The organism is Kribbella sp. NPDC051770, assembly GCF_040681455.1.
Classification (GTDB): domain Bacteria; phylum Actinomycetota; class Actinomycetes; order Propionibacteriales; family Kribbellaceae; genus Kribbella.
Genome location: NZ_JBFAYT010000011.1, coordinates 245,653 through 268,201 on the forward strand (window position 1 = coordinate 245,653; position 22,549 = coordinate 268,201).

Here is a 22,549-nt window from a genome sequence, read left to right on the forward strand (position 1 = left end):
CCATGTCTCTAGTGGCGATGGAACGCATCAAGTTCTTCTCCACCCGGTCCCCCTGGTGGTGCATGGGGCTGGCCGTCCTGATGAGCGTCGGGTTCACCGCGCTGTTCGTCGGCCTGATCCCGGCCGAGGAGATGGGGGCGCCGATCGACACCGCGTCCACGCAGGTGGGCTACCTGTGGGGCCAGATGATCATCATGGTGATGGCAGCGCTGGCGGCCACCACCGAGTACCGGTTCAACACGATCAAGACCACCTTCCTGGCGGCGCCCAACCGGGTCAAGGCGCTGCTCGCCAAGACTGTCGTAGTGGCGATCGCCGGCGGACTGGTCGGCCTGGTGCTGGCGTTCGCCTCGTGGGGCCTGAGCAACGTTCTGGCCTCGGACGCCGATCTCGCGCTGAACTCCGGTGCCGATCTTCGTGCGGTGCTCGGGATCGGCCTGAACTCCGCGCTGACCGCGATCTTCGCGCTGGCGGTCGGCATCCTGATCCGGCAGAGCGCCGGGGCGATCGCAATCGTGCTGATCTGGGCGCTGCTGGTCGAGCGGATCCTGATCACGGTGATCCCGCGGGTCGGCGACGACATCAAGAACTGGCTGCCGCTGAGCAACGGTGACTGGTTCAACGCTGCCGGTCTGCCGGGCGGTCAGGGGTACGACGTCGGGCACGGCCCGTGGGCGGCCCTGCTGGTCTTCGCCGCCTGGACCTTCGGCCTGCTGCTGATCGGTCTGGTCGTGACGAAGAAACGCGACGCCTGAGGGGGAACACAGACGACCACCGGATCAGGGGACCCGGTGGTCGGACACCCGGCCGGGCTGAGGGGTCCTGGCCGCCGCGGCCCGTGGGGTTTCCGTTTCGGCGGACGTCCCACGGGCCGCTTCGTGCGTCAGCTGCAGTTCTTGCCGTTGACGATCTTCCAGCTGCCTTGGTTGGGGACGATCCGCTTCTGGTAGCAGTCCCAGGCCTTGATGTCCTTCAGGCTCTTCAGGGTCTGCAGGATGTTCCGGATCGTCACCGCCGCGGCCGCGCCGGAGACCTTGCAGACGACGTCGAGCACCTTCTTCACGCCGCCCGGCAGCTTGCTCAGGCCTTGGCAGGTGATGTAGGCCGCGCCGCCGCCCATCGCGATCAGCGCGGCCAGCGCGGCCTGGACCTCGTGCCCCCACATGTTCAGGTAGACGCCGCGGCCGTAGGTGAGCTTCGGGTCCAGCGTCAGCGGGTAGCGGGCGCCGGTGGCGTCGACGTGCTGGACCAGCTGGTTGCCCTCGGCGGTGTACCAGGTCCGGATCTGCTTGCCGTTGGCATCGATCGCCCAGGGGGCCTCGATGACGCCGGTCTCGTCGGTGCCGGGGTGGGTGATCAGGAAGCCGGCGCCGGAGGGCTGGAGGGTCCAGCCGGGTTGCGGCGTGACGTCGTACCGGGCGGTGGTGCCGTGCCGCAGGACGGTGATGACCTGGCCGCCGTCGGCCAGCCGGCGTACCTCCGAGTTACGCCGGTCGACCGCGGTGACGGTGTGGCTGACGCCGTCGCCGGAGACGGTCACGCTCTTGGCGTCGGACCGCGCGTCGACCGCGGGTCTCGCCGGGCCGGCCTGATCAGGTCCGCGGGCGGCCAGTGCGCGTTCCACGACCGCGCCGGTGTCACTGGCCGGTACGGCGGACGCCTGCGTGGCCGACAGCGCCACCGCGGCGGCGAGAACGGCGACGAGTGTCGTCCGGGCAATGATCCTCATGAGCTGCTCCTTCGTCTCGTTGACTGGTCTTTGGACGGTAGGCAGCTGCCCCCGGGCGGCCGCCAGGGTCTCTGCAGCTAGCTGCAGAGACCGAGATCGACGCAACGTGTTCGCGATCCGACGGCAACGCCGGCGGCCTTGCGATCGAGACAGTCCGGGGTCCGGATGGCGCGGGTGGCGGCGCGGTTGCTGAGCCGTTAGGTTCTGCGTCATGACCGACTGGGCGCGGGTGCGTGCTGAGGGTTTCGAGGTGCCGGCCGACCGGCCGGTGGACAAGCTGGTCGCGGAGCTGTCCGGGATGCTGCGCTCACCGGACGCGACCGTCCGGGACGGCCAGGCGTACTCGGTGCTGGCGACCTGGATCGGGAAGGGCGTGCTGGCGCCGGAGCTGCTCCGGGAGCTCGGTGACGAGATGGCCGGGCGGTTCGGCGACCCGGAGATCCAGGCGCGCACGTTCGCGCCGCTGATCCTGGACTCGATCGTGTCGGTCGGGGTGTTCGAGCCGAGCTGGGTGCCGCCGTTCGAGCGCTGGTACGTCGCGGAGGAGGACCTGCGCGGGTACGACGCGAAGCTCGGCTGGCTGCACGCCATCGCGCACGGCGCCGACCTGCTCGGCACGCTCGGGCGGGTCCCGGCGGTCGAGCCGGTGGAGATGCTCCGGCTCGGGATCGGGCGGCTGCTGACGCCGACCGACTTCGTGCTGCGCGACCTGGAGGACGACCGCCTCGGCTACGCCCTCGCCGCCACGCTGACCCGCCCCGACCTGGTCGAGACGGACGTGACGGCCTGGCTCGACCCGGCGGCCCGCGCGTTGGGCAACCCGCCGCCGGACGGCGTCCGCCCGGAGATCACCAACACGATGCGCACGCTGCGGGCCCTGTACGTCCTGGTCGACCAGGGTGTACGGATCGGCGACACGGTGCACCAGGTCCCGCACCGCGAGCTGGTCCGCGCCAAGCTCGCCGAGGTCCTCCGCACGGCGACGCCGTACTTCCTGTGACCGCGGTCCAGAGCAACTACGCCCGGATCGCGGAGGCGTACGACGGCCGCTGGGCCGACGTGCTCGCCGTCCACGCCCGGGAGCTGGCCGACAGGCTGCCGCTGACCAGTGCGCGCCGTGTGGCCGAGCTGGGCTGCGGTCCGGGCCGCCTGCTCGACCACCTGGCCACGCTGGCGCCGCAGGCGCAGGTGCTGGGCGCAGACGTCACCGAGGCGATGATCCGGCGCGCCCCGGCCCGCTACGGGCGCGTGGTGGCCGACGTCCAGGCGCTGCCGTTCGCTGACGGCTCGCTGGACGCGGTGGTGATGCCGTTCGTGCTGTTCCACCTGCCTGACCTGCCGCTCGCGTTAGGCGCCGTACGGCGAGCGCTGGCGACCAGCGGCTCGTTCGGCGCGGTCACCTGGTCCGCGCGCGACCCGCACCCGGCGTACGACGTGTGGGTGCGAGTCATCAACCAGCACGACGCTCCGGAGGACCCGTCGCCGCAGCTGCCGTCGAACGGCGTGACATCGGACCCGGAGCAGCTGGCGAAGGCGCTGACCGCCTCCCGGTTCGCCGAGGTCGACGTCACCGTCGAGCGCTTCCGCCGCGAGGTCACCGCCGAGCAGTTCCTGGCCCACTCGCTGGTGATCGGGTCGATGGCAAGGCGGCTCGACCTGCTGCCGGCCGAGCGCCGTACGGCGTGTGTGGCGGCGGCCGAGCGCGCTCTGGCCGAGCTGGAACCGGAGGACTTCGTCGAGTCGGGCACCCTCCTGTTCAGCACCGCCCGCGCCGCTTGAGCGAGGATGGGACCATGAGTGACCTGTCGAGTGGTCTGGTGGACCGGCTGCGTGGACTGTTCGAGGCGGCGGACTACACCGTCGAGGGAGTCGCGGAGCGGCTCGGTGCCCGGGCCAACCAGGCGCTGGCCCGCAACGAGACCACCCTGGCGTTCCGGCAGACCAGTGGCGGCGACGCGCTCGACACGCTGATCCGGCTGTTCCTGCTGCAGCGCCCGGTGCCAGGAGCCCTGCTGGACAAGGCGATCCTGGCCGAACTGCTTGCCCTGGGCATCGTGATCGCGCAGGGCGAGGACGTGCTCGCCGCGATCGACATCCGTCCGTACGCCGAGGACGACCGCGCCTGGTGGGTCGTCGCCGACCCGACCCCCGGGCTGGACGGCCGGCGAGCGCCGATGCGGTCCGACTACGTGCTGGGCATCGCCCCGGCCAGCCTCAGCCTGGTGAAGCTCACCGTGCCGCTGAAGGTGGAGAGCGCGCTCGACCTGGGCACCGGCTGCGGCATCCAGGCACTGCACCTGTCCGACCGGGCGAACCACATCGTCGCGACCGACGTGAACCCACGGGCGTTGCAGCTGACCCGCTGGACGGCTGCGCTCAACCGGGTCGAGCTGGACGTGCGGGACGGGTCGCTGTACGAGCCGGTGGCGGGTCAGCGGTTCGACCTGATCGTCAGCAACCCGCCGTACGTGATCGCACCGCCGAGCGACGGCAAGCTGACCTATCGGGAGACCGGGTTTGCTGGTGACGCTGTCGTGGAGCAGCTGGTCCGGCAGGCGCCGCAGCATCTCACCGACGGCGGCTGGTGCCAGCTGCTGGCCAACTGGACCTGTGTCCGCGGCCAGGACTGGCAGGACCGCATCGCGAGCTGGACCGGCGACCGGTCCAGCTGGGCCGTGCAGCGCGAGCAGCTCGACCCGGCCGAGTACGTCGAGCTGTGGCTGCGCGACGCGGGCCTGCACGGCCGGCCGGAGTACACGCAGCGGTACGACGAGTGGCTGGCCTGGCTGGACGACCAGCAGGTCGAGGCGATCGGCATGGGCTGGATCAACCTGCACAACGTCCCCGGTACGACGGACGCCGAGCCCTGGCCGTACGAGATCGAGCAGCCGATCGGCCCGCACGTCCTGCACCGCTTCGAGCGCCAGGAGGGGCTGCCCGCCGACCTGACCGGCCTGCACCTGAAGGTCGCCGACGACGTCGTCCAGGAGACCGCCGGACCACCCGGTGCCGACGACCCGGCCACGATCGTCCTGCGCCGCCAGCGCGGGATGCGCCGCGCGGAGCAGGCCGACACCGTCCTGGCCGGCTTCGTCGGCGCCTGCGACGGTGACCTGTCCACCGGCCAGATCCTCGACGCGCTGGCCACCATCCTCGACCGCGACGACCTGCACGCCGACTACCTGCCGCAGATCAGAAACCTCGTGGTGGAAGGGTTTCTGGACTACTGACCGGGGAAGGCCACGTCCTTCGCAGTCAGTCCCGGCAGCCAGACGCCACGGACCTCGTCCGCCACCTCCAGCACCACCGCCTGCGCCCGGCCGAAGCCGGCGGCGAACCCCATTCCGTAGCTGCTGCCGTGCGCTCCGGTCGGCGCCAGCGAAGTGGCCAGTTGGTGCAGCCCGGCAGCGACCTCGGCCCGGGTCCGCAGCCGCTCGGGCGTCGGGTCCCAGTCCAGCCGGATCGTCTGCTCGAGCTTCCGCAGCCGCAGCAGCTGCCGGCGCAGTGCGTCGCGGTCGGCGACCATCTGGGGGCCGGTCGGTAGCCGCCACGCGATCCGGCGGGCGAGGCCTCTGTCCGCGGAGCCACCGTGATCCAGCGTCGTGGACAGGATCCGCCGGATCCTCTCGACCGGGTCGCGGTCGGTACGGATCGCGTGGCGTGCCGCCTTGGTCCAGGTCGCGGTCACCGGGGTGCGCGGGACGGCGGGCTTGTCGAGCAGCGGGCCCACGGTCGAGAACGGGTCCCGGCGGAGGTCGTCCTGGTGCCAGTCCCGGACCCGGATCGCCGCTGCCTTCAGTCCGGCCTGCCGGCCCTGGGCGAACTCGGTGCGGCCCGACGACTCGATGCGCTCGATCCGGGCGGCCGCCTCGGCGAACGCCTCGGCGGCGGTCGAGATCTGGGACGGCAGCAGCCCGCGGTCGAGGAACGCCTGCACGGCCGCCGTCAGCGGGACGACCTCGTCCAGCGCGTCCTTCACCTCCGCCCACTCGTACAAGCCGGACACGTTCGAGCAGACGCGGTCAGCGAGCCACCGGACGTAGTCGGGCGACTGGGGGTGGCGGTGCAGCAAGTACGCGACCAGCCGGAACTCCTCGAGCACGTCGGCGGCGAGGCGGGCGGGCAGCGGCATGTCCACCACGCTAGGTCTCGCGCACGCGAGCCGGTGGGGCCTGACAGCTAACGGTCAGCGGCGGCGGTTGCGCTTCTCGGCGTACATCCGGCGGTCGGCCTCGGGGAGCAGGTCGGTGATCGCGACGCCGTCGGTGCTGGAGGCCTGGCCGATGCTGAGCCGGAGCATCGCGAACCACGGCTCGGCGGCGCCCGCGGCGATCCGTTCGGCGGCGGTGCGGATGCGTTCGACCAGCTCGCGGGCGCCGCGTTCGTCGGGGTTGTCGAGCACGACGACGAACTCGTCGCCGCCGGCCCGGACCACCACGTCCTCGGCGCGGGACTGCTCGGTGAGCAGCTGGGCGACGCGGCGCAGGACCTCGTCGCCGGAGGCGTGGCCGTGGCTGTCGTTGACCACCTTGAGGTTGTCGACGTCGATCGCGATCACGGCGATCGAGCGGCCGGAGTCGAGCGCGGCGCTCATCCGCTCGTCGAGCGCGCGCCGGTTTCCCACGCCGGTCAGGGGATCCTCGCGGGCCGCGCGCCACTCGGCGTCGTGCCGGATCGACAGCTCGTGCGTCGCCAGAGCACTTCGTACGGCGTACAGGCCGCGGAGGCGTTCGGCCCACCAGCCTCTGGTGATCGCCCGCGCGTACTGCAGACCAGCGGCCGCACCGGAGTCACCGGAGTCCGCCACGATCTGTACGGCGGTGTGCCGGACCAGCGCCTCGACCGGCGGGTCCGACGTCGGCGGCAGGTCCACGCCGGCCTGTGCGGCCGCCTCGATCGCGTCGTCGAGCCGGCCGAGCGCGGCGTACGTCTTGGCCAGGTAGGCGCCCGCGATCGCGGTCAGCTCCAGGTCGCCGAGCTTGGCGAGCTGGTCGCGGCAGTCCTTGAGGATCACCGCGGCCTCGGCTGGCTCGGCGTCCCAGCTGCTCGCGGCCAGCCACATCCGCCCGGCCATCGGCCAGTAGCCGAGCAGGTCGGCGCTGACGATCGCCTGGTTCGCGTCGGCGGCCCAGCGCCGTGCCTCGGAGTGCCGCAGCGCGATCTGCTCGTCGTACGACGGGTCGCCGAGTCGCTCCATCTCGTGGGCCCAGCGCAGGTTCGACTCGGCCAGGTTGAGCCGGTCGATCACCGGGGCCTCCGGCAGCCCGAGCGGGTCGCTCATGGTCGCCGCGGCCTCCTCGAAGTGCGGGATGCACAGCTCGAACAGGCGGAGCAGGTCGTAGGCGTAGCCGAGGCCGGTGTGCGCCCAGCTGGCGAGTCCGGCGTCGTGGGTGCGAGACAGGGCGTTCTCGGCCGCGACCAGGTCGGTGACCGAGTCCCCGCCCTCGCCGGTCCGGATCAGCGTGACGATCCGCAGCGCCAGCGCGTTCGCCTCCCAGCCGGGTTCGTCGATGGTGCGGGCGATCCGGATGCAGCCGTCGACCGCGTCCAGCGCCTCCTCGGCGTCGGTGCCGTGGTGCGCGGCGACCGCGCGGACGTACTCCGCGGCGGCCCGCTCCGGCGTCGGCTCCGGTCCGAGCTCGGTCAGCAGCCGGCGGATGTCCTGCATCGCCTCGGCCGGGCTGCCCGACTGGGCCCGCGCCATCGCCGCTGCGATCCGGGCCGTCACCCCCGACGTCTCCCGCACCCACCCCTCCACTCTCAGCTACCGGTTACGGCGTTTGTCCTCGTACAGCCGGCTGTCGGCCAGCGGGACCAGCCGGTCCACGGGTACTCCCTCGGCGGTCGCCGCGTACCCGATACTCAGGCCGAGCTCGGCCAGCCAGGGCTTGCCGGTCCCGGCCACGATGCCGGCCACCGCCGCCCGGATCCGTTCGGCCAGCTGGTAGCCGCCCTTCGCGTCCGGCTGGTCGAGCACCACGAAGAACTCGTCGCCGCCCGATCGAATCACGGCGTCGGTCGACCGGGCCTGTTCTACCAGCAGGTTTGCCACAACCTGCAGCAATTCGTCCCCGCAGGCGTGCCCGAAGGTGTCGTTGACGATCTTCAGCCGGTCCACGTCGATGGCCAGCAGGGTGACCGCGCGTTGCGAGTCGCGGGCCGCGGTGAGTCGCTCGTCCATCGCCCGGCGGTTGCCGATCCCGGTCAGCGGGTCCTGCCGGGCCGCGTGCCACTCGGCGTCGTGCCGCGCGGACAGGTCGTGCGCGTCGAGTGCATACCGTACGGCGTTCAGCGCGCGGCGCCGTTCCTTCCACCAGGCCCGGGCGACCGAGTGCGCGTAATCCAACCCTGCAAGGGCTCCCGGGTCACCAGCGACCGCCGCCAGCTCCGATCTGGTCTGCAGCACGAGCATCTGGGTCGCCGGGTCGGCCAGCGGGATCAGGTCGTCGACAGCACGAGCAGCAGCCGCCTGCGCCTTCTCCAGCTCGCCCGCAAGCTCGAAAGCCCTTGCCAGGTAGGCCCCGGCGATCGCCAGCCGCTCTGTCTCGCCCAGCTTGCAAATCTGGTCGCGGCAGTCGGCCAGCTCCACCGCAGCCGCCGCCGGGTCGTCCGCTGTCACCGCAGCCGCCAGCCAGAGCCGGGCGCTGAGCCGCCAGTACTCCTGGTTCTCGTCGTCGACGATGACGCGCTCTGCATCCCTTGCCCAGTAGGCCGCCGAGGCCAGCCGCTCCTGGATCTCCTGCTGGTACGACGGATCGCCGAGCCGCTCCAGCTCGTGCGCCCAGCGCAGGTAGGTCTCGGCGAGGTTCAGCCGGTCGATCGCCTCGGACTCGGCCAGCTCGAACACGTCGGCGTCGGTCTGCGTCGCGGCCTCGAAGTGCGGGATGCACAGCTCGAACAGCCGCAGCACGTCGTAGGCGTACCCGAGGCCGGTGTGCGCCCACGCGGCGAGCCCGGCGTCCGTCGTACGGCTGAGTGCTGCTTCGGCCGCGACCAGGTCGGCGACGGTGTCGCCGCCGCGGCCGCTGCGGGCCAGGTTGATGATCCTGATCGGGAAGGCGTTTGCCTCCCAGCCGGGCTCGTCGATCGCGCGGGCGACCTGCAGGCAGGCCTCGACCGCGGCCAGCGCCTCGTCGGCGTCGCTGGCGTGGTGGGCGGTGACGCCGCGGACGTACTCCGCGGCGGCCAGCGCGTAGCTGGGCTCCGGGCCGAGACCGGCCCGGATCGCCTCGATCTCGACGGCCGCGGCGTGGTGGCCGCCGGACTGCGCCAGCGTCATCGCCGCCGCGATCCGGGCTGTGTGTGGACCCCCGTCCATCCCCATGGTGCTGCAGGCCCTCCTGGTCTGGACCAGCTCGCAGGGTCGAGCCGGACCGCCCATTGTGGTCCCGAGTCAGCGCGCTGTCACGAGGTCAGCCGATTACCCGCACCTGACTTGACGCAGTCTTACGAATCCGGTGTGTCACCGCGAGAAGTGAAACGTTACGTCAGCCGGCGGCCTGCTGGGCGCCGGCCGTGGCGTGCAGCTGCACCGGCAGCGACTCGACGCCGTAGACGATCGAGAAGTCGCGGAACCGCAGCTGCTCCTCGGCGACCGCCAGCGACAGGTCGGGAAAGCGGTGCGCCAGCGCGGTGAACGCGGCCCGCAGCTCCATCCGGGCCAGCTCGGCGCCGACGCAGCGGTGCATGCCGTGGCCGAACGCGAGGTGCGCGGCCGGGACCCGTTCGGGCCAGAAGCTCTCGGCGTTCGGGCCGAAGATCTCCTTGTCCCGGTCGGCGCCGGACAGCGACACCGCGACCAGGTCGCCCTTCTTCACCTGGTGCCCGAACAGCTCCTGGTCGTGCCGCGCGAACCGCGGGAACGCGACCTGGACGACGGTCAGGTAGCGCAGCAGCTCCTCGACGATCGTGTCGACGGCGCCCGGCTCGTTGCGGATCCGGGCGAAGTTGTCGGGGTCGCGCAGCAGCACCAGCGTGCCGAGCGCGAGCATGCTGGCCGAGGTCTCGTAGCCGCCGAGGAAGACACCGTCGGCCAGGCCGCCGAGCTCGATGTCGTCGATGGTGTCGCCCTGCTCGCGGATGATCGAGCCGATCAGCCCGTCGCCGGGGTCCTTGCGCTGCTTGCGGACGATCTCGAACAGGAAGTCGCGCGACTCGCTGGCCGAGCCGAAGACGCCGATGCCGCCGCCGGACAGGTCGAACCGGGCCGGGCCGAGGGCGCGGAACCGGTCGCGGTCGTCCTCCTCGACGCCGAGCAGGTCGGCGATCAGCAGGAACGGCACGTTGAAGGCGAAGTCGGCGACGATGTCGGCGACCGGGCCCTTGGCCTCCATCAGGTCGAGCTGGTCGTTGACGATCTTCTCGATCGCCGGTTCCAGCCGGGCCAGCCGGCGCTTGGTGAACTCCGGCGTCAGCAGCTTGCGCAGCCGGGTGTGGTCCGGCGGGTCGGTGAAGCCCAGGCCGCCGATGCCCTCGGACGGTTTGTTCGGGTCCGAGGCGATCAGCGGCCGGATGTCGTTGCTGAAGTTCGTGCTGTCGGCCAGCACCGCCTTGGCCTCGGCGTACCCGCTGACCATCCAGACGTTCATCCCGAACAGGTGGGCCAGCTTGTGCACCGGCTCGGTCTCGCGGATCCGTTCCATCTCGGGCGCCGGGTCGAGCCCTTCGCGACGCAGCGGCAACGACACCTGGCGGGGGAACATCTTCATCTTCGACAGGTCCAGACCACCCCTGCGGCTGGTCCTGCTCAGCAGCCGGCTGCCGACCCACTTCTTCAGGTATGTCGCAACCATGACTCCCACGCGCCCTCTCTGGAACAGCTGCCCGGCAACGGCTTTCGTCTGTCTCGAAAGTAGCCGTCACCAGGACCAGAACTGATGGTGTTGGCACCACTCGGATGGTGGCGTTGGCACCACCATGGGAGGGGGCCACGGCCGTGCCAGCACGAAGCGTGTCATGCCGGAGGGCCCTGTTGCCACCGGAACCCACCTGTTGTTCCCCCTTACTGGCGGGCAGGTGGGTTCCGGGGGTGGTCTCAGGGAAAGTCCAGCCGAAAGTCGGTTGCGCTCGGGGCGGTTGCCCCTTCGGTCAGGAGTCCTTGCAGGTCAGCCGGGCGTCGGCCCAGTCGGCGTGGTCGCTGGTGACACCGTCACCCGCGTCGGTCACCTGCAGTGTCAGGTTCTGGCCGCCGGTCACGTCGACGGTGACCGGTACCGTCGGCGAGTTTCCGGTGAGCAGGTCCGATGTGTACTTCACCACACCGTCGACGGCGACCTTGAAGCTCACCTTGCCACGGTCCTCCATCTCGTCGTCGATCCCGAGCTGCGCGCTGAAGCTGCTGCAGTTGCCGCCGAGCCGGACGCTGACCGACGACGGCGCGTGCGTCCCGAGGCCCTTTGCATACTGCGTCCCGGCCAGCGTGAGCGGACCGCCGTCGCCGGCGCCGTCCTCACCGTTGCTCCTGTCGCGCTCGACCGGTCCCCAGCCGTTGGTGGAGTCGGTCCACTCCAGATCGCTGATCCACGGCTGCCCGGTCGGTGCCGGAGGCAAAGGCTTGTCGGCCAGCGTCGCCGCGAAGAAGCCGAGGCCACCGCCGGGCAGCTTGATCGCCTTGACGGTCTTGCCGGCGGTCAGCGGTACAGCGGTGTAGAAGACCCGGTAGTCGGTGGTCGTGTTCGCCAGACCACTCGCCGTGTACCGGCCCTTCACGGACACTGCCTGCTTGGCGCCGCCGGTGGTCGGGTCCTGACAGCACCAGTTGGGTAGCTGGAGCGGTGCCTGGGACTCGGTGCCGTCGGTGTAGATGACGGTGACGTTGCCCTTGGCATTCAAGCTGGCACCCGCGCCGAGCAGCGCCAGGTGCGAACCGGTGCCGCTGACCAGGATCGGCGCGGGCTGGTTCTTCACCAGGTTCGCCGTACCGGGAGCTCCGGTCGGCCAGGTGAACTCGGCGCCCTGGACGGTGACCTTGGCGCCCGGCGTGAAGCCGGCGGCGGCGAGTGCTTCTCCGTTGAAGCTGTTGCCGGAGCCGTCGAAGTTGCCTTGGGCGTAGGTGTTCGCGTCGCTGACACCGACGACGTTGGCGGCCTGCGACAACGATGCGTACGGCAACTGCGCGGTGGCGACCGTGCTGTTGTGGTACGACGCGTCGTGCACCCGGTAGGTCGCGTCGAGCCGGAGGGTGAAGCTCGCCGGTTGCACCGACGCGGCCGGCGTCACCTGGAGCTTGGTGGTGACGGTCTTGCCCGGGTCCACCTTGGCGAACGTGCTGGTGCCGGTGGCGGTCCAGCCCGCCGGGAGGTTCGGGACCAGTCGCACGTCGCGCATGGTCGCCGTACCGGCGTTCGTGAAGGAAGCGGTGACCTCGGTGGCCTGGCCGGGCGCGTTCCACAGCGACGGGCTGCTCAGCTCCGGCGTACCGAAGGTGTCGGTGACGACCTTGCCGCCGCCGACCGACGTGGTCTGCGCGAGCCGGACCGTCGCGGACTTGCCGGTGGAGATCGACGTGGTCTTCACCAGCACGACGCCGTTCTCGTAGTACCAGCCCGACGAGGCCGCGAGGTAGGCGTTCTTGCTGACCAGCTTGGTGAGCTTGCGGTTGTCGAGCGTGACGTCCCGCGGCGCGGTGCCGGTGTGCACGGTCAGCTCGTACGGACGTGCGCTCGGCTTGCCGGCGTACGAGCCGCGGCTCTCGCCGATCTTCACCGTCACGTCACCGCGGGCGGCGGTCGGTGCGGTCACCTCGAGCTTCTGGGTGGCCGACTTGTTCTCCTTGTAGTTGCGGGTGACGCGGTCGTCCTCGTACAGGTCGAACGACGACTTGCCCTCCGGGTAGACGTCGACCGTGAGCCGGTCGCCGAAGCCCTGCTCGGTGGCGGTGTTGATCCCGGCCTTCCACATCGGTACGACGGCGCCCGCCTTCACGAACAGCGGCAGCGTGTCGAGCGGCGCGTGGTAGCCGTTGACCGTCGTCGGGCCCTGGTAGACCTTGCCCGTCCAGTAGTCGATCCAGCGGCCCTTGGGCAGGTAGATACCGCTCTTGACCTCGTCGGCGTTCCACATCGGCGCGACCAGGAACTCCTTGCCGGCCAGGAACTCGTACTTCGCCGCGTCGCCCCAGGTGTTCGGGTCGGTCGGGTACTCCAGCACCAGCGAGCGGTTCAGCGGTGCGCCGGTGCGGTGCGCCTCCGCGGCGTACGAGTAGAAGTAGGGCAACAGCCGCTCGCGCAGCTTCAGGTACTTGCGGTTGATGCTCGTGTACGGCTCGCCGTACGTCCACGGCTGCTTGTACGCCGGGGTCGCCCAGCCGGACATCGTCATCAGCGCGGGCGTGAACGCCTTCCACTGCAGGTCGCGCGTGTAGCTGGTCGGCGAGCCGCCGAAGATGCCGTCGATGTCGCCCGCGCTGTAGGCGATCCCGGAGTTGCCGGAACCGGTGATGGCGGGGATCTGCCACTTGATCGCGTCGAGCGAGCCGCTGTGGTCACCGGTCCACTGCACCGCGCAGCGCTGGGCACCGGCCCAGCCCTCGACCATCCAGGCGAAGCCGCGGGCGTTGCTGTACTGCTCGATGCCGTCGTGCGCGGTGTCGCAGGCGCTCAGCGCGTACCGGTAGCCCGGTCCGACCCAGGCGACGTCCAGCTTGCGCACCCGGACGCCTGCCTCGCCGACCTCGGCCGGCTGCCGGTCCAGCGAGGACTGCGTCCACAGGCCCATCTGGATGCCGCGCTTGTTCAGCTCCTCGCTGGTCTGCTTCAGCGGAGCGATCTCCCGCTTGCCCCACCAGGTGCCGTCGACCTGCTCGGAGTCGGTGTCGTCGGAGTAGCCGCAGCCGTAGTCGTCGTTGACCAGCATCCAGCCGCCGGGAATGTCCTCGTCGCGGAACTTCTGGGCGACCTTCACCGCGTCCAGCGTGGTGGTCTTGTCCGGGTGCACCTTCCAGTCGTTGCTGGTGTCCGGGTCGGTCGCGTAGTGGCCGCGGTTGTAGCAGTCGGAGTCGCCGTACTCGAGGCCGTAGACCGGTGGCATGAAGGGCCGGCCGGTCAGCTCGGTGTAGCGGTCCAGCGAGGTCTTGAGGTCGCCGACGAAGTAGTACGCGTCGAACCGCTTCTCGTCGTGCCGGGTGACCACTGGTTCGGTGAACGAGTAGCTGCCGGGGGAGAAGGTGTTGCGCAGTACGCCGTACCCGGCGGTGCTCATGTAGTAGGGAGAGGCGTTCGGGTTGCCGCCGTCCTCCCAGTTGAAGTCGCGGGAGACGGTGATCGTCTGGTCGCGGTGCGAGAAGCGGCCGTTCTGCATGCCGCCGCCGAAGAACTGCTCGGTGGCGCCGCGGCTCAGCGACTGGCTGGCCGCGGTGTCGGTCCACGAGAGCGGCGCGGTCTCGGACCAGACCTGCTGGCCGTTCGACCGGTAGAGCGAGAAGCGCAGCGGCGACTTGTTCGCCCGGACCTCGATCTTGCCGGTGGTCAGCGAGTAGTAGCTGCCGCGGTCACGCCAACTGGTCCTCGCCTTCGCGTAGTCGGTCTTCGCGACGATGTTCGACGCGGGTGCGGCCGGGTCGGTGGGCGGGGTGTTGGCCGGGTCCGTGAACTCGCCGTCCGGCGCGAGCCAGAGCCGGAACACGTCGTCCTTCACGAAGACCACGCGCACCTTCGCGGTGCCCGCGGTCAGCGTGTACGTCGCGTTGTCGGCGGCGAAGGCGGTCACCGTGCCCAGCGACGTCCCGGCCTCCCGAGCGACCGCTGGTGTGCTGACCAGCGCGCCGGCGACCAAAGCCAAGCTCGTCGCCGTCAGCAGTGCTGAACGTTTAAGGTTTGAAAAGATGCTCAAGATGGCCTCACTTCAAGCAACTATGAACAGTCTTGCCATTGATAACCGATCACCGTCGCGCTGTCACTAGCTCGGCTGTCATGAAGTTGAGACAGGTCCTCCATCGGACGGTGGATCCTCGGTGACTGTGCGTGAGGCGACGATGTTGCGCATGGCGAACTGTCGAAGGATCAACCACGCGGTGCTCGGCGTCCTGGCTCTCGCTCTGCTCTCCGTCCCGCTGACCGCGCAGGCCCGGACCGCCCAGGACCCCGTCTACACCCCGACGACCTTCGACCTGCCCGAGCCGACCGGCCGCTACGACCTGGGCACCACCGAGTTGCACCTGGTCGACCGGGCCCGGGCCGACTCGACAGCGCCGAGCGGCAAGCGCGAACTGATGGTCAGCGTCTGGTACCCGGCGGCCGGCATCGGCCGCGACGCGCCGCTCGCGAAGTACATGCCGAAGAAGACCGCCGAGTACGTCGGCCGCCAGTGGTCCGAGGCGTTCTGGCTGCCCGGCACCGTGCTCGACTTCGCCAACACGCAGACGCACGCCAAGGTCGGCGTACCGGCCCGGTCCGGCAAGCACCCGGTTGTCGTCTTCTCGCCGGGATACCCGTTCAGCCGGTTCCTCAACACCTCGCAGGCCGAGGACCTGGCCAGCCGCGGCTACGTGGTGGTCAGCATGGACCACACCGGCGAGACGCCGGTCGAGTTCCCCGACGGCCGGTTCGTGCCCGGCCACGACCCGGACCAGGCGCCGACCGCCGAGCTGATCCACGACGTGGTCGACACCCGGACCGCCGACACGCGGTTCGTGCTGAACCAGCTCGAGCAGCTGACCGCCGGCCGGAACCCGGACGCCGAGCAGCGCAAGCTGCCGCACGGGCTCAGGAACAGCCTCGACCTGCGGCGTACCGGGATGTTCGGGTACTCGCTCGGCGGCTACACCACCGCCAACACGATGCTGCAGGACCGGCGCGTGCTGGCCGGCGCGGACCTGGACGGCACGCTGTCGGACAGCAAGGACGACCAGCTGGTCGGCGAGGTCGCGCGCAAGGGCCTGAAGCGGCCGTTCCTGCTCTTCGGCTCCGACACCAGCCAGCGGCTCGACCCGAAGGCGCCGAACTACGACGCCTCCTGGGCGGCGTTCTGGAAGGCGCAGCAGGGCTGGAAGCTGAACCTGCAGCTGAAGGGGTCGGAGCACTTCGCGTTCTGCGACTTCCGGTTCGTCTTCGCGCAGCTCTTCCACCACGTGTACGGCGACGACGAACTGATCCCGATCGCCGTCGGCAAGCTGGTCGGCAAGGGTGACGAGACCGAGGCGGTGTCCGCTCAGCGGGACTACCTCGCGGCCTTTTTCGACCAGAGTCTGCGCGGTCGCCCGCAGTCGCTGCTGCGGAAGGAATCGGGTCAGTTCCCCGCCGTGGGATTCGTCCGCTGAGCCGCTCCCGGCCGTGCTTTCGGTCACCTGAATGCGGCGCGTGGCGGCGCGACCGGTTACCGTGCGTTGAGAAATGCGTTGCTGTCGGCCGTACTCTGTCTTCGGGCAGGGTCGGTGCTCGGGGTTGTGCTCACGGGGAATGAGCAGTCCGGCCGCAGACGTTGGTCGGTCCTAGAGGACGTGGACAGCAAGGAGCGCAGTGGCAGGGGCAGCAGGAACCAAGACATCGTCCGGAACCGCTTCGGCGGGCACCGGGCGCCGGCTGGTGATCGTCGAGTCGCCGAAGAAGGCGCGGATGATCGCCGGTTTCCTGGGGTCCGGGTACGTGGTGGAGTCCAGCTTCGGCCACATCCGGGACCTGCCGAAGGGGGCCGACGAGATCCCCGCCAAGTACAAGGGGCTGCCGTGGGCCCGGCTCGGCGTGAACATCGACGACCACTTCGACCCGCTGTACGTCGTACCGGCGGACAAGAAGCAGCAGATCCGCAAGCTCAAGGACCTGCTCAAGGAGGCCGACGAGCTCTACCTCGCGACAGATGAGGACCGCGAGGGCGAGGCCATCGCGTGGCACCTGCTCGACGAGCTGAAGCCGAAGGTCCCGGTCAAGCGGATGGTCTTCCACGAGATCACCCCGAAGGCGATCCAGGACGCGGTCGGCAGCGCCCGGCAGATCAACGACGCGCTGGTCGACGCCCAGGAGGCGCGCCGGATCCTGGACCGGCTCTACGGCTACGAGGTCTCCCCGGTGCTGTGGAAGAAGGTCATGCCGAAGCTGTCGGCGGGCCGGGTCCAGTCGGTCGCGATCCGGATGGTGGTCGACCGCGAGCGGGAGCGGATCGCGTTCCGCTCGGCGTCGTACTGGGACCTGGACGCGACGCTCGACGCCGGTGAGGGCAAGACGCCCCGGCTGTTCCCCTCGCGGCTCGTCTCGGTGGACAGCCGGCGGGTGGCGCAGGGCCGCGACTTCGCGTCGACCGGTGAGCTGAAGAGCCAGAACACGGTCCACCTCGACGAGCCGACCGCGACCGCGCTGGCCGCGGCGCTGCGCGAGTCGCAGTTCACCGTGCGCTCGATCGAGTCCAAGCCGTACACCCGCAAGCCGTACGCGCCGTTCCGGACCACCACGCTGCAGCAGGAGGCCGGCCGCAAGCTCGGCATGTCCGCCTCGCAGACGATGCAGATCGCGCAGCGGCTCTACGAGAACGGCAACATCACCTACATGCGTACCGACAGCGTCACGCTGTCGGACACCGCGATCACCGCGGCCCGGGCCCAGGTCCGCGAGCTGTACGGCGCGACGTACCTGCCGGACAAGCCGCGGGTCTACACCTCCAAGGTGAAGAACGCCCAGGAGGCGCACGAGGCGATCCGCCCGGCCGGTGAGCAGTTCCAGACCCCGGCGCAGACCGGGCTGTCCGGCGCGGAGTACCGGCTGTACGAGCTGATCTGGATGCGCACGATCGCGTCCCAGATGAAGGACGCGGCCGGCAACAGCGTCTCGATCAAGATCGACGCGACCGCCTCGACCGGGGAGAAGTGCGAGTTCACCTCGTCCGGCCGGGTGATCACGTTCCACGGCTTCCTGAAGGCCTACGTCGAGGGTGCGGACGACCCGTCGCACGAGACCGACGACCGGGAGACCCAGATCCCCGACGTGTCCGAGGGCGACGTGCTCCCGGCCACCGAGGTCCTCGCCTCCGGGCACGAGACCAAGCCGCCGTCGCGGTTCACCGAGGCGACGCTGATCGCCCAGCTGGAAGAGCGTGAGATCGGCCGGCCGTCGACGTACGCCTCGATCCTGGGCACCATCCAGGCCCGCGGCTACGTGTACAAGAAGGGCAACGCGCTGGTTCCGGCCTGGCTGGCCTTCGCCGTGGTCCGGCTGCTCGAGGAGCACTTCACCCGCCTGGTCGACTACGCGTTCACCGCCTCGATGGAGGACGTGCTGGACGACGTCGCCGCCGGGAACCTGCAGCGTGAGGGCGTGCTCGGCAGGTTCTACTTCGGCGACGACGACCTCGAGGGCCTGCAGTCGATGGTCAGCGACCTCGGTGACATCGACGCCCGGGAGATGTCCACCTTCCCGGTCGGCCCGCCGGACAGCGGCATCGTGGTCCGCGTCGGCCGCTACGGCCCGTACGTCGAGGGTCCGGACGAGACCCGGGCGAACGTGCCGGAGGACCTGCCGCCGGACGAGCTCACCGTCGACAAGGCCAAGGAGCTGCTGAGTCAGCCGTCCGGGGTCGAGATCGAGCTGGGCGCGGTCCCGGACAGCGGGCTGCAGGTGGTCGCGAAGGCGGGCCGGTTCGGCCCGTACGTGACCGAGGTGCTGCCCGACGACGCGCCGAAGAGCGCCAAGCCGCGGACCGGTTCGCTGCTCAAGTCGATGACGCTGGACACGGTCACGCTCGACGACGCGCTGAAGCTGCTGTCGCTGCCGCGGGTGGTCGGCAAGGACCCGGAGTCCGGTGACGAGATCACCGCGCAGAACGGCCGCTACGGGCCGTACCTGAAGAAGGGCACCGACTCGCGGTCGCTGCAGACCGAGGACCAGATCTTCGAGATCACCCTCGAGGAGGCGCTGAAGATCTACGCCGAGCCCAAGCAGCGTGGCCGGCGGGCCGCCGCGCCGCCGCTGAAGGAGCTCGGCGAGGACCCGGAGTCGGGCAAGCCGGTGGTGGTCAAGGAGGGCCGCTTCGGTCCCTACGTCACCGACGGTGAGACCAACGCGACGCTGCGCAAGGACGACTCGGTGGACAGCATCTCGCTGCTCCGGGCGGCCGAGCTGCTGGCCGACAAGCGGGCCCGGGGCCCGGTGAAGAAGACGGCCAAGAAGGCGGCGAAGAAGACCACCGCCAAGAAGACGGCGGCCAAGAAGACCACCACCAAGAAGGCCGCGGCCAAGAAGACCACGAAGAAGGCCGCCGCCAAGAAGTCCTGAGAGACTGGACCATGGCGCCAACCCGAGAAGACAGCGGCCCGCAGGGGCCGGCCGAGGTCACCGCGCGACGGCTGCGCGAGCGCGGTGAGCGGGTGACCCCGGCCCGGCTGGCGGTCGTCGAGGTGCTGGCCGGGACCGACGAGCACCTGAGCGCCGAGCAGATCGGCGAGCGGGCCGAGGAGCTCCGGCCGGGCATCCACCGCGCGACCGTGTACCGGGCGCTGGACGCGCTCGGCGAGTTCGGCCTGGTCACGCACGTGCACCTGGGCCGCGCCGGTACGACGTACCACCTGTCCGGCGAGCTCGCCCCGCGGCACCTGCACCTGCGCTGCTCCGAGTGCGGCACGGTGCTGGACGCGCCCGGCGACACCCTCGACCCGGCCCGCCGCAAGCTCCAGCGCGACCTGGGTTTCCAGCTCGCGCCCGAGCAGGTCGCGCTGGTCGGGGTTTGTCAGGACTGCGCGGGCTGATTTCCTGTCCATATCTGTTCATCGGTGTGGATTCGTGAACAGATCGGTCGTAGGCTCGTCGTTCGTGACCTACGACCACAGTTATGTCGAAGACTTCGCCCCGGCCGCCGGTGTCCTGCCCCCGCGGGCCTGGCTGGACGACGACTCCGCCCGGGTCGCGCTGACCGGTGACTGGAGCTTCCGGCTCTCGCCGAGCGTGGCCGAGGCCCCCGACGACCTGAAGGACCCCGACACCAGCGGCTGGGACACGATCAGCGTCCCGGGTCACTGGCAGCTGCAGGGCTACGGCGCCCCGGCGTACACGAACATCGACTACCCGTTCCCGCTGGACCCGCCGTACGTGCCGACCGACAACCCGACCGGTGACTACGTCCGGACCGTCGCGGTGCCGGCCGACTTCGCCGGGACGCGGATCGTGCTCCGCTTCGAGGGAGTCGACTCGCGGTTCGCGCTGCACGTCAACGGTGAGCTGGTCGGCTGGTCGTCCGGCTCCCGGCTGCCCAGCGAGTTCGACGTCACCGAGCTGGTGACGCCGGGTGCGGAGGCGCGGATCGCCGTCCGCGTGCACCAGTGGTCGGCCGGCAGCTACGTCGAGGACCAGGACATGTGGTGGCTGTCCGGGATCTTCCGCGAGGTCAACCTGCTGGCGCTGAAGCCGACCGCGCCGACCGACGTGTTCGTGCACGCGTCGTACGAGGGACCGGGCGGGACGCTGAAGGTCGACTCCGACGTGGCCGGGACGGTCGTCGTACCGGAGCTCGGGCTGGAGCTGGCGACCGGCGAGCAGACCGTGGTCGCGCAGGTCGAGCCGTGGAGCGCCGAGAGCCCCAAGCTGTACGACGGCGTCGTGCGCACCGAGGGCGGCGAGGTCCGGATCCGGATCGGTTTCCGGACCGTCGCGATCGCCGACGGAGTCCTGACCGTGAACGGCAACCGGGTCCTGTTCAACGGCGTGAACCGGCACGAGACGCACCCCGACCGCGGCCGCGCGCTGACCGAGCAGGACATGCTCGACGACGTGCTGATCATGAAGCGGGCCGGTATCAACGCGGTCCGGACCAGCCACTACCCGCCGCACCCGCACTTCCTGTCGCTGTGCGACGAGTACGGCCTGTACGTCGTCGACGAGTGCGACCTGGAGACGCACGGCTTCGGCTACGAGCCGCAGCCGCCGAACCTGCCGAACCCGGTGATGGACGAGCGCTTCCGCCCCGACCTGGTCGCGCGGATGCAGCGGATGATCCAGCGCGACAAGAACCACGCCAGCATCGTGATCTGGTCGCTCGGCAACGAGTGCGGGATGGGCGACAACCTCAAGGCCATGTATGACGCGGCCAAGGAGCTCGACCCGTCGCGGCCGGTGCACTACGAGCGCGACACGCACGCGGAGTTCGTCGACATCTACTCGCAGATGTACACCTCGCCGGAGGACGTCGCGAAGATCGGCGCGGACACCTCGTCGTACCGGGGGCTGCCGTTCATCCTCTGCGAGTACGGGCACGCGATGGGCAACGGGCCGGGCGGGCTGCTGGACTACCGGGAGCTGTTCGAGAAGTACCCGCGCTGCCAGGGTGGCTTCATCTGGGAGTTCATCGACCACGGGCTGCGCAAGACCGAGGACGGGCAGGAGTTCTACGCCTACGGCGGCGACTTCGGCGAGACCATCCACGACGGCAACTTCGTCTGCGACGGGCTGCTCTTCCCGGACCGGACGCCGTCGCCGGGCATGCTCGAGTACGTCAAGGTGATCGAGCCGCTCCGGATCGTTGCTGACGGCAAGAACGTGGCGATCACCAACCGGTACGAGGTGCTGGACACCAGCCACCTGACGTTCCGGTACGTCGTCGAGGTCGAGGGCACGCAGGTCGCCGAGGGTTCGTTGCCGGTGCCGGCGATCGCGCCCGGCGAGACGGTGACGGTGGAGCTGCCCGAGTCGGCCGATCAGGCCGAGACCTGGGTGACGGTCAACGCCACGCTGACCGACGGTACGCCGTGGGCCGAGGCCGGGCACCGGGTCGCGTGGGGGCAGGTGCGGCTGGACGAGCCGGCCGCGTCGAGCGCTCCGGCCGCGTCCGGCTCGTGCTCGGCTCCGGAAGGCGTCGCGACCGCCGCCGGGATCACCGTCGGCGCGATCCGCAACGCGCGGCTCGACGTCTGGCGGGCGCCGACCGACAACGACACGATCCCCGGCGTCGCCGAGGCGTGGCGCGAGCAGGGCCTGCACCGCGTGCAGCACCGGGTCGTCTCGGCGACCACGCACCAGACCGGCTGGAAGGTCGTCACCCGGACCGCGCCGCCCGCGCTGCAGTGGGGCCTGGTCTCGACCTGGGTGTGGAGCAAGCTCGAGGACGGGCTGCACCTCGACCTCAGCGTCACGCCCGAGGGTCAGTTCCCGGCGACGCTGCCGCGGCTCGGCGTCACCTTCGAGCTGCCGACGGTCGCGTCCGTCGAGTGGTTCGGCGCCGGACCGAACGAGGCGTACGTCGACACCCGCAGCGCGGCCGCCGTCGGGCGGTACTCGGCGACCGTGGCCGAGCTGCAGACGCCGTACGTGCGCCCGCAGGAGAACGGGCACCGGATCGACACCCGCTGGGCGGTCCTGAACGGTGCCGAGGGCACCCTTCGGGTCGAGGCGGCACCGACGCTGTTCGGTCTGACCGTCCGCGACTGGACGACCCAGGACCTGGCCGACGCCAAGCACACGGTCGACGTGAAGCCCGGCGGTACGACGTACGTGACGCTGGACCTGGCCCAGGCCGGCATCGGGTCGAACTCCTGCGGCCCGGCGCTCGCGGACAAGTACAAGTTGCTGACGGCACCGGCTTCGCTGTCGCTGAAGTTCAGCTTTTCGACTGAGACTGAATAGTTCGGAGTCCTGGAACCAGCAACGGTCGTGCTCACGTCCGAGTGGGCGTGCCGACCGGCACGAACCGTTGCTGGGAAGGGAAAACGAGCATGGCGGAGTCGCTGGAAGACCTGAAGGAGCAGTACAAGAACCTCAAGGAGTTCCAGTCCGAGATGCGGCAGTCCGGGCTGTCGGCGAGCAGCCGGCAGATGAAGGACAGCGCCAACCAGCTCGGCAAGCTGAACAAGAAGATCGAGAAGCTCGAAAAGGGCCGCTGACTCTTCCGCCGCGCTCCCGCCGTCGCGAGACG

General features: G+C 70.2%; 15 protein-coding genes. 9 read left to right on the forward strand and 6 right to left on the reverse strand.

Annotated features, from left to right (window positions below; genetic code table 11):
- The first annotated feature begins 2 nt into the window (after nt 1–2).
- Nucleotides 3–755, forward strand: a complete 753-nt coding sequence (locus AB0M01_RS31475; RefSeq protein WP_363675937.1) for a hypothetical protein — start codon at nt 3–5, stop codon at nt 753–755.
- A gap of 128 nt (nt 756–883) precedes the next feature.
- Here the strand turns inward: AB0M01_RS31475 and AB0M01_RS31480 are convergent, their stop codons facing one another.
- Nucleotides 884–1,729: a hypothetical protein gene (locus AB0M01_RS31480; protein ID WP_363675939.1), complete on the reverse strand. Its 846-nt coding sequence runs from the start codon at nt 1,727–1,729 to the stop codon at nt 884–886.
- A gap of 211 nt (nt 1,730–1,940) precedes the next feature.
- Between AB0M01_RS31480 and AB0M01_RS31485 the strand changes: the two genes are divergently transcribed.
- The 3 genes from AB0M01_RS31485 to AB0M01_RS31495 are packed head-to-tail and all read left to right on the forward strand — an operon-like array spanning nt 1,941 to nt 4,959.
- A complete protein-coding gene (locus AB0M01_RS31485; RefSeq protein ID WP_363675941.1) occupies nt 1,941–2,729 on the forward strand; it encodes a DUF2785 domain-containing protein in 789 nt (262 codons plus the stop codon).
- Nucleotides 2,726–3,508: a class I SAM-dependent methyltransferase gene (locus tag AB0M01_RS31490; RefSeq protein ID WP_363675943.1), complete on the forward strand. Its 783-nt coding sequence runs from the start codon at nt 2,726–2,728 to the stop codon at nt 3,506–3,508. Before AB0M01_RS31485 ends, AB0M01_RS31490 begins: the two co-directional genes overlap by 4 nt.
- A 14-nt stretch (nt 3,509–3,522) precedes the next feature.
- The gene (locus AB0M01_RS31495; protein ID WP_363675945.1) at nt 3,523–4,959 is read left to right on the forward strand and encodes a class I SAM-dependent methyltransferase; all 1,437 of its coding nucleotides are present in this window, start codon (nt 3,523–3,525) and stop codon (nt 4,957–4,959) included.
- Here AB0M01_RS31495 and AB0M01_RS31500 read toward each other — a convergent pair.
- From AB0M01_RS31500 to AB0M01_RS31520, 5 genes are all read right to left on the reverse strand, one after another.
- Nucleotides 4,953–5,861 (reverse strand): hypothetical protein, encoded by a 909-nt coding sequence (locus AB0M01_RS31500; protein WP_363675947.1) that lies wholly within the window; start codon nt 5,859–5,861, stop codon nt 4,953–4,955. The genes AB0M01_RS31495 and AB0M01_RS31500 overlap by 7 nt on opposite strands.
- A 54-nt stretch (nt 5,862–5,915) precedes the next feature.
- Complete coding sequence (locus tag AB0M01_RS31505) at nt 5,916–7,475, reverse strand: GGDEF domain-containing protein (protein WP_363675949.1); 1,560 nt, start codon at nt 7,473–7,475, stop codon at nt 5,916–5,918.
- Nucleotides 7,476–7,493: 18 nt separating this feature from the next.
- Nucleotides 7,494–9,047 carry a GGDEF domain-containing protein gene (locus AB0M01_RS31510; protein ID WP_363675951.1) on the reverse strand — a complete coding sequence of 518 codons (1,554 nt, stop codon included), beginning with the start codon at nt 9,045–9,047 and terminating at the stop codon, nt 7,494–7,496.
- Between the two features lie 169 nt (nt 9,048–9,216).
- The gene (locus AB0M01_RS31515) at nt 9,217–10,521 is read right to left on the reverse strand and encodes a cytochrome P450 (RefSeq protein ID WP_363675953.1); all 1,305 of its coding nucleotides are present in this window, start codon (nt 10,519–10,521) and stop codon (nt 9,217–9,219) included.
- A gap of 295 nt (nt 10,522–10,816) precedes the next feature.
- On the reverse strand, nt 10,817–14,506 hold the full coding sequence (locus AB0M01_RS31520) for an NPCBM/NEW2 domain-containing protein (RefSeq protein ID WP_363675955.1): 3,690 nt from the start codon (nt 14,504–14,506) through the stop codon (nt 10,817–10,819).
- A gap of 202 nt (nt 14,507–14,708) precedes the next feature.
- Here AB0M01_RS31520 and AB0M01_RS31525 point away from each other — a divergent pair, with 202 nt between their 5' ends.
- The 5 genes from AB0M01_RS31525 to AB0M01_RS31545 all read left to right on the forward strand — a co-directional run bounded on the left by AB0M01_RS31525 (nt 14,709) and on the right by AB0M01_RS31545 (nt 22,517).
- Nucleotides 14,709–15,983 carry an alpha/beta hydrolase gene (locus tag AB0M01_RS31525; RefSeq protein WP_363675957.1) on the forward strand — a complete coding sequence of 425 codons (1,275 nt, stop codon included), beginning with the start codon at nt 14,709–14,711 and terminating at the stop codon, nt 15,981–15,983.
- 199 nt (nt 15,984–16,182) lie between these two features.
- A complete protein-coding gene (topA, locus tag AB0M01_RS31530; RefSeq protein ID WP_363675959.1) occupies nt 16,183–18,924 on the forward strand; it encodes a type I DNA topoisomerase in 2,742 nt (913 codons plus the stop codon).
- 11 nt (nt 18,925–18,935) lie between these two features.
- Nucleotides 18,936–19,394: a Fur family transcriptional regulator gene (locus tag AB0M01_RS31535; protein WP_363675961.1), complete on the forward strand. Its 459-nt coding sequence runs from the start codon at nt 18,936–18,938 to the stop codon at nt 19,392–19,394.
- 64 nt (nt 19,395–19,458) lie between these two features.
- A complete protein-coding gene (locus AB0M01_RS31540) occupies nt 19,459–22,260 on the forward strand; it encodes a glycoside hydrolase family 2 TIM barrel-domain containing protein (protein WP_363675963.1) in 2,802 nt (933 codons plus the stop codon).
- Between the two features lie 89 nt (nt 22,261–22,349).
- Nucleotides 22,350–22,517 (forward strand): hypothetical protein, encoded by a 168-nt coding sequence (locus AB0M01_RS31545; RefSeq protein WP_363675965.1) that lies wholly within the window; start codon nt 22,350–22,352, stop codon nt 22,515–22,517.
- Nucleotides 22,518–22,549 lie beyond the last annotated feature (32 nt).